Source organism: Arthrobacter sp. 05L417 (assembly GCF_056397865.1).
This window is the reverse complement of the sequence record NZ_JBFTOG010000027.1, coordinates 67392-74761: the sequence shown is the minus strand read 5'-3', so window position 1 is coordinate 74761 and position 7370 is coordinate 67392. Positions and strand designations below refer to the sequence as shown.

6 protein-coding genes are annotated in these 7370 nt (G+C 64.6%); all 6 read right to left on the bottom strand.

Annotated elements, in window-relative coordinates:
• Positions 1-440: 440 nt before the first annotated feature.
• A complete protein-coding gene (locus tag AC1DJW_RS18000; RefSeq protein WP_476902077.1) occupies positions 441-2162 on the bottom strand; it encodes a CocE/NonD family hydrolase in 1722 nt (573 codons plus the stop codon).
• A 6-nt stretch (positions 2163-2168) separates the two neighbouring features.
• Positions 2169-3122: an MBL fold metallo-hydrolase gene (locus AC1DJW_RS17995; protein ID WP_476902076.1), complete on the bottom strand. Its 954-nt coding sequence runs from the start codon at positions 3120-3122 to the stop codon at positions 2169-2171.
• A complete protein-coding gene (locus AC1DJW_RS17990) occupies positions 3119-4051 on the bottom strand; it encodes an alpha/beta hydrolase (protein ID WP_476902075.1) in 933 nt (310 codons plus the stop codon). The genes AC1DJW_RS17995 and AC1DJW_RS17990 overlap by 4 nt, the downstream gene beginning before the upstream one ends.
• Positions 4052-4056: 5 nt before the next feature.
• A complete protein-coding gene (locus AC1DJW_RS17985; RefSeq protein WP_390277096.1) occupies positions 4057-5214 on the bottom strand; it encodes an FAD-dependent oxidoreductase in 1158 nt (385 codons plus the stop codon).
• A 78-nt stretch (positions 5215-5292) separates the two neighbouring features.
• On the bottom strand, positions 5293-6246 hold the full coding sequence (locus AC1DJW_RS17980; protein WP_476902074.1) for a phosphotriesterase family protein: 954 nt from the start codon (positions 6244-6246) through the stop codon (positions 5293-5295).
• A 46-nt stretch (positions 6247-6292) separates the two neighbouring features.
• Positions 6293-7303, bottom strand: a complete 1011-nt coding sequence (locus AC1DJW_RS17975) for a phosphotriesterase family protein (protein WP_390277101.1) — start codon at positions 7301-7303, stop codon at positions 6293-6295.
• Positions 7304-7370 lie beyond the last annotated feature (67 nt).

Here is a 7370-nt window from a genome sequence, read left to right as displayed (position 1 = left end):
CCATCACGACCTGGATCGAAAGGACCTACCACCGCCGGCGACGGCAAAGACGGCTGGGAAAACTCACGCCAATCGAATATGAAACAATCAACCGGACCGCGCTCACAGCGGCCTAAGACCCCGAGTCAACAAAAGCCGGGGCAGTCCCCCCTGAAAATGAGCGCGCGTCCGGCGAGGGCGTGCGCAAGGCAAGATGGCCGCGCAAGGGGACTGCCCGCCGTCGGGCGGTGACGCGCTGGTGAGGCCTTCACCCACGACGCTCACTCTGATATGTCGTCAGATTCCGGGACGCTCGCTCACATCATGTGAGAGAGCGTCGGTGGAAAACACCCTAAAAGTGAGCGAGCGTCCGGGGACGCGAAGCTTAGTCAAGCGGTCCGACAACCCGTGGCGGTTGGCTGCGGTCGTGTGAAGGCCAGGAGGGAAAGAAGTCCGGTTGCTCAGCCGTTCAGGGTCGTGAACGGCAGGACGAGCCGTGACTTGTGCGCGGCATCGCGGTAGATCTTGTGGGTGACGGGGCGGCCCACCGGCAAGTGGAAGGCGTCCGGCGGGAGCAGCGCGTTGTGCTCATCGGCCAGTGGCTCGTCGTTGGACAGTTCAACCGTGAGGCGATGACCTGGCTTGAACGTGTTGGCGAACGGGTAGAGCCGCAGTACGTACTCCTCGATCGTCCCGGGCTCCACCGGCACTGATCGGGTGTGCGGGTGGTAGGGGTTGCCCTCGGTGGTCCGGTCATCCAGCTCGCGGTGCGAGGCCTTGAGGTACCCGGTGGTGATCAGCTGGCGTTGCCCGTTCGGCGCGGTGTCCCAGAGGCGCATAATGAAGTTTGTGTCGGCCTGGTCGATTTCCGCGAAGATGTGGGCGGCGCCTGCGCCGATCAGTTCGGTGTCCTGCTCGAACGGCTGGGTGCTCCACGAGAGGATCTCCACCTTGTCGGTCACTGTCAATGGGGCTTGGTAGAAACCGTCCGGGGCGGCGTACTCGGCACCCATCGGCTCCGGCTCTTCCGACAGCTTGTGGCGCGGCCGGAGGTAGAGGGACTTGTACTCGATGTCCTTAGGCGGCCACTGCCCGGCGGTCACCACTTCGCGCGAGCCCTCCACGAAGATGCTTATGGCCGGCTCCTCCATGACGCCGTTGTCGATGCCTTTGATCCAGTAGTCGTACCACCGGAACATTTTGTCGTGCTCCTCGATGAAGGGGCGTGATTGCATGGGCGGGTAGGGGCCGATGGCGAGTTTTTTCGGGCCCTTGAGTGCGTTGTACAACTCGATGGTGCCGTCAAGGGTCCACCCGCGGCCCTGGTCGAGCTGCAGCCAGACCGGGATGTCGATGTTCGGGGCTAACGTGATGGGGTTGCGTTCTTCGTACCATTCACCGTCCAGTTCGTTCATGACGATGTCGAACCAGGCCTCGTGGTTCTTGGGGTAGTTCAGTACGTGGACCAGGTTCGGCCAGGCCGCGATGTCCGGATCCTCGAGGCGCTCGGCGACGAGCTTCTTGAGTTCCCCTGGAGAGTGCCTCTCGATCATGCGGGACTTCACGTTGTCGGTGAACGCCCAGCCCGAGTCCCCTCCGCGTCCTTCGCGGGCGGCACGCGGCATGAACCACATGATGCCGCCGTGGTACGTCGTTTCATAGAAGTCGTAATGGCCGCCGGAGACGAAGATCGCCTTGAGGTGCGGCGGACGCTCGGCGGCGGCCAGCACCTGCATCGAACCGAAGTAGGAGATGCCCACCATGCCGACGTTCCCGTCGCACCATGGCTGTGCGGCGACCCATTCGATGAAGTCGTAGGCGTCCTGGCCTAGCGACACACCCCCGGCGTTGTAGTTGCCGATGTGCTCGCCGCCCGAGAAGCCCGAGCCGCGGAGGTCGCCGATGACGTGGACGTAGTCTTCCTTGACGATCCTGGCGATGTCCCCGGCCTCGATGCAGCCGTCCCACATGGGGCTGGGGCGCCGCTGCGGGGGAGTGGTGAGGGCAAGGGCCTGCAGCTCCTTGCCGTACGGACTGAGTGCCACCAATGCCGGGCGCGGCTTGTTTTCGGGGCCGTGGTAGGCGTCCGCTGCAAGCTCGACTCCGTCGCGCATCGGAACCCGGAGGTCCTTGCGGACGGCAATAGCCTGCCCGCTTGCATCCAGCAACTGAAAGTCATCCATGAGTGTTTACTCCTCGTCTTCGATCAAATGGGCCAGCGACGTGCGGTACCCGTGGAGGGTGGTGAAGAACGGGGAAGGCTCCAGCGCGGGGTCCCCGTCGTATCCAAGGTCCTCGGCCACGCGGGTGAAAGGGGAGTAGGGCGAGTCTGTGTCCTGCAAGCCGGAGGCCAGGCAACCGCCGGCCGCATTGCTGACACGGGCCTCGACGTCCAGGCTCCCTTGGAGCGCTTCCCTTGCCTGTCCGGCGTCGAGCTCCACGCCGTAGGGCGTGCCGTCCGTGCGGCGGTACGGGTGCCCCAGGTACATGTGCCGTGGACGGACCTCATCCCGCAGGTACTCAAGGCTCGAGCGGTAGGCGACCGGGTCCAAGAACCCCGGAAAGCCGTTTGCCGCGCCGTGGATTTGGACCGCGTCGCCGACGAACACCCCATTCTGCCCGTCGAGGACGTATGCCACAGACCCAGGGGTGTGGCCCGGAATCGAATGGACCGAAACCGTGGCGCCGCCGCCCAGCGAGATGCTCTCGCCTCCCCGCACCAGCAGCGTCGGCTCCATCTCGCCCGAGATCACGGCATTCGTGGCCGCGGTGAGCTTCGCCTCGCCGTCGGGATCCTGCAGATACTGCGCTCGCCCGGAAAGGTATTCGTCCACATGGGCCCGGCGCGAGCGCAAGAACGGTGCGTCGGCCTCATGAATGACCACTTGGGCGCGCCGTCCGGTGAGCTCCCACAGGGCGTAGGCGCCGCCAATGTGGTCGATGTGTCCATGGGTCAGCAGGATCCAGCGGACGTCTTCGATCCGGCGTCCGATTGCCTCCAGTGCCGGCACCATGCCTTCGGCGGGGGAGGATGCGATCCCCGTGTCGACGATGGCCGGTTCGGCGGCGTCGATGAAGAAGCTGTAGAGGCCGAAGCGGCCCCACGGCGAGACGAGGGGATGTACAGCAAGCGGCTTCGTCATTGGCCGGTCCTCGCGTTCAGGAATTCGCCCGTCTCCTCGAATGCCCTGTAGAGCTCCGGGATCCAGGAGAAGTGCTGGACAAAACCGTGGTTGGCGCCGGGGTAGCGGGTCATTTTTGTCTCGACGCCGGCCTCCGCCAAGCGCCGGCCATAGAGTTCGCCCTCGTCCCGGAGGGGATCGTGCTCGGCGGTGATGACCAGCGCTGCCGGCAGCCCGGCGAGATCTTCCCGCTTGATGGGGGAGACACGGGGGTCTGCAGGGTCGGCCCCGTTCTCAAGGTAGAACGAGTTGAAGGGTTTGAGGCCCGCCGTCTCCAGCCCGTACCCTTCGGCGTTTTCGCGCAGTGAGGGGTAACGCTCGACGTCGAAATCCAGGTCCAGCGACGGGTAGAACAGGACCTGGTGGGTGATCCGCTTGAACCCGTCGTCGAGGGCTTTCGCGGCGACGGCGGCAACGAAGTTGCCTCCAGAGCTATCACCGGCGATGGCGAGGTTCTTCCCGTCCCACTTCAGGTTTCCGCCCTTCCCGGCCGCCCAGCGGACCACGCCGTAGCAGTCGTCAAGCCCTGCAGGGAATGCGGCCTCGGGAGCCAAGCGGTAGCCCACCGAGATGACCTTGTGGCCGGTTTCCTTTGCCAGTGCCCGTGCCACGTGGTCGTGGGTGTCCAGGCTGCCCAAGAAGAAGGCGCCGCCGTGGAAGTACACCAGCAGGCCGTAGGAGTCGGCCTTCATCGGCGTGTAGATCCGCACCGGCACCTCGCCCGACGACGTGACAGCCGTGGCGTCTTCGACCGAGTACAGCGGTAGCCGGTCCGCCAGCGGCGGGACCTGGGCTGCTTCGCCGGCACGCATGGCTCGAGCGTCCAAGGGCGAACCATCGGGTGCTGGCAAGGTGGCCAGGATTTTGGCGATTTCCGGATGGATGGCCATGGCGTTCAGGCCCTCGCTTCTGCTGCTGCGGTTGCGCTTGTGGGCTTTTGGGACGTGGGCTTCTGGGACGTGGGCTTCTGACCGGGGAAGACATCGTTGACCTCTTTCTCGCTCCAGCCTTGGCGGGAGATGCGCTGCAGCTCGTCCGTCACCGGCTTGCGGGTTGCCTGGAACAGGGCCAGCGCCTCCTTGACCGTGGCGGCCTGGGTGAGCGCGTCGGCGAGTGCACCTGCGTCCTCAATGGCCGAGTTTGCGCCTTGTCCCTGGTGGTGCAACATGGAGTGCGCCGCATCGCCCACAAGCACCACGGAGTCGGTGTGCCACGAGTCGACCGGGTCGATGTCGTAGACGGCGCGGACGTTGACCGCGTTCATGTCGAGACCCCTCGTGATGTTCACGATGCGCTCGTCGAATCCGCTGACGGTTTCCAGGAGGCTTTCCTTGCACACCTTCGGCGCCCAGGTACCGTCCGGGTTCAGGGCAGTGATGTCGAAGGACACCTGGTTCCGGTGGCGAAGCGGCAACAGGTAGACCTTGGTGCCCTTGCCGATGTACATCCGTAGGTTGTCGTCAACCACCAGGCCGTGGGCGTCGTCGGCGGAAATGACCACACGGTAGGCGTGTTCTCCGGAGAACACGGGGCCTTTGTCGCTGAAGAGCTGCTCACGGACCACGGATTTGATACCGTCGGCACCCACCACGAGGTCTGCCTCGACGGTATTGCCGTTCGTGAAGCTCAGCACGGAACGGCCGTCCATTTCCTCGATCTTCTCGAGCTTGTGGCCCAGGTGCACCATTCCCTTCGGGAGCACGCCGAGCAAGGCCTCGATGAAGTCGCCCCGGTGGATGAGGTACGTGTGGGCCTGTCCGCCGAACTCCGGCCACGTGTCCTTCAAGATCGGTTCACCGCTGGCCGTGAGGATTTCGAAGTAGTCGCTCGGCGAACTGACCTTGGCGATCGCATCGAAGATCCCCCACTTGCTGAAACGGTCCATGGTGGCGGGACGCAATCCAATGCCGGCGCCGACCTCCCGCATCTGCGACGCTTGCTCGTACACGTTGACGTTCGCACCGAGCAGGCTGAGCGCCTTGGCCGCAGCTGCGCCCCCATACCCTGCGCCGATGATGGAGATATTGAGGTTCTTGATGTCTTTAGATTTCATTGCTTGGATCACTTTCTGGACTCTTCCTTGGCCGACGCCAAGGCTGGAGAAGCGGTAGCTTGGGGTGCCTGCCCGACGTCAGGCGTCCAGCGACAGGAAATCGGCCGGGTTGTCTTCGAGGAGGAGTTTGAGGGTGGCGTCGTCGATTCCCGCCGCGCGCATGTCGGGAATCATGTCCTCGAAGATGTAGTTGATGGTGTGGCCCTTGACGCCCGGCCAGCCCAGCGGGCTGCAATTCGCGTCTGCCGAAACGAGGAGCTTGTCCGCGTAGCCCTTTTTCACGAGGTTCACGAAGTGCTGCATGCGTTCGGCGCGCTTGCGGCCCCAGAACGGGGGATCCGGAAGTTCGAGGTCGTAGCCGAAGGTATCGAAGCCGATGCGTCCGCCCTGTGCATAGATCCAGTCGTGCGGGGTGATCGGAGCGTTCAGTCCGTCGTCGGCGTGGCCGAAGAGCACACGGTCGAGGGAGAGGCCCTCTTCGTTGAAGATGGAAACCGCCGGCTCGGGATCGATGGCCAGGTGCGTCAGGATCGGTGCGCCGGTGACGACGGCGGCGCGGGCCGCTGCCCGGTAGATGCGTTTGTCCAGCTCTGTCATCCGGCCACCGCGGCTCACGCCTACCTTGATGACGCCGGCTTTGGCGCCGGTGTTTCCGATCCCCACGGTGATCTCGTGGATGAACACTTTCGCGAGGTAGTCCACGGTGGCGCGGGAGAAATGCGGCAGGGCGGTGTCGCCGCCGACGAACCCGGTGCAGGCCACAATGTGCACCCCGGTCTTCCGGGACAGGGACTTGTAGTAGTCGACGTCGCGGCCGTTGCAAATACCCGTTGCGTCCACTAACGTGCCGCCGCCGTATTCGCGGAACTTCCGCAGCTTCGGCACGGTTTCTTCATAGGCCTGTTCCGGGGTCTTCCACCATTTGGTGTCGAGTTCGGACCCGGGCATGCCGTAGCCGATGTGTTCGTGGACCGCCACGATTTCCAGTTCTTCGGCCGGAATGGTTCCCAGCACTGTATTGACCTTGGTCATTCGTTCACCTCAGGGGTTCTCAAGCTTGTTGCGGGTGGGCGGGTGCTTAGCGCACGGTCAGGAGATTGCGCGGATTGTCCACGAGGATGCGTTGGGCGTCTTCGTCGCTCAGGCCCTGGGTCTTGAGGTGGGGCACGAACGTGGCCACCACGTGGCTGTACGGCAGCTCGTACTCCGGGAGGCCCTTGGCCACTCCGATTGAGTTGCCCGAGAGGATGATCTTGTCGGCGTGGCCGGCGCTGACGAGTTCGAGTACCAGTGCAGTGCGTTCCTGGTCGCTGAGGTAGCCCGGATGGTCGTTCAAGCCCACGTGGTCGATGCCGACGAATGCTCCGCGGCGGGCCACCTCAATGGCCGTTCCGGCGGCGTCCTTGCGGTCCAGGTCACCGACAAGCACCCGTTCGGCCCCGATCTGTTCATCCAGGACGATGTCCAAGTCGTGCAAGGCGTCGGCGCCGAATCGGATGGAGACCGGAATACCTGTGTCCCTAGCGGCGCGGGCGGAGCCGCGGAACAGGCTTTCCTCGGTGGGGGTCATCCCGGCACGGTCGGCGATGGCAGCCACGATGCCTGCGGCGGCGCGGCGCTCGAGCCGGGGGACCACCATTCCCTCAGTGACCTCCCTGCCGAAGAGGTCAGCGAACTTTTCGGCCGGCCAGGGAGTGGGCGGGTTGGTCTGGGGGGTCAGGAAGTACCCGCCGAGTTCTTCCTCCGGGCCCAGGCCCGTGGACGCCACGATGTGGACGCCGGTGGAGCGGGAGAGTGCCTCGTAGAGTTTGAGGTCACGGCCGTGGAACATGCCGGTGCTGTCGACGATCGTTTGCCCGCCGTGCCCGCGGAACTCCGTGAGTTTCGCAGCCAGGGCCTCGAAGATCTCCGCCCGGTCCATCGAGATGTCGGGAGCGTACTGGGCGCCCGGGAGCACCGACAACAAGGCTTCATGGACCGCAACAACGCCCAGTTCAGAAGCAGGTACGGGGCCCAGGACCGTGTTGACGGTTTGCCCGGCGGGGGCATCCATCACGTCGGCGGTGCCGGTGGGGGTGGTGTGACTCACGGGGGTCTTCTCCCTTGAAGATCGGATGTTGAATGCAGGGACGCCGCGGAGTGTGACCGTGCCGTCG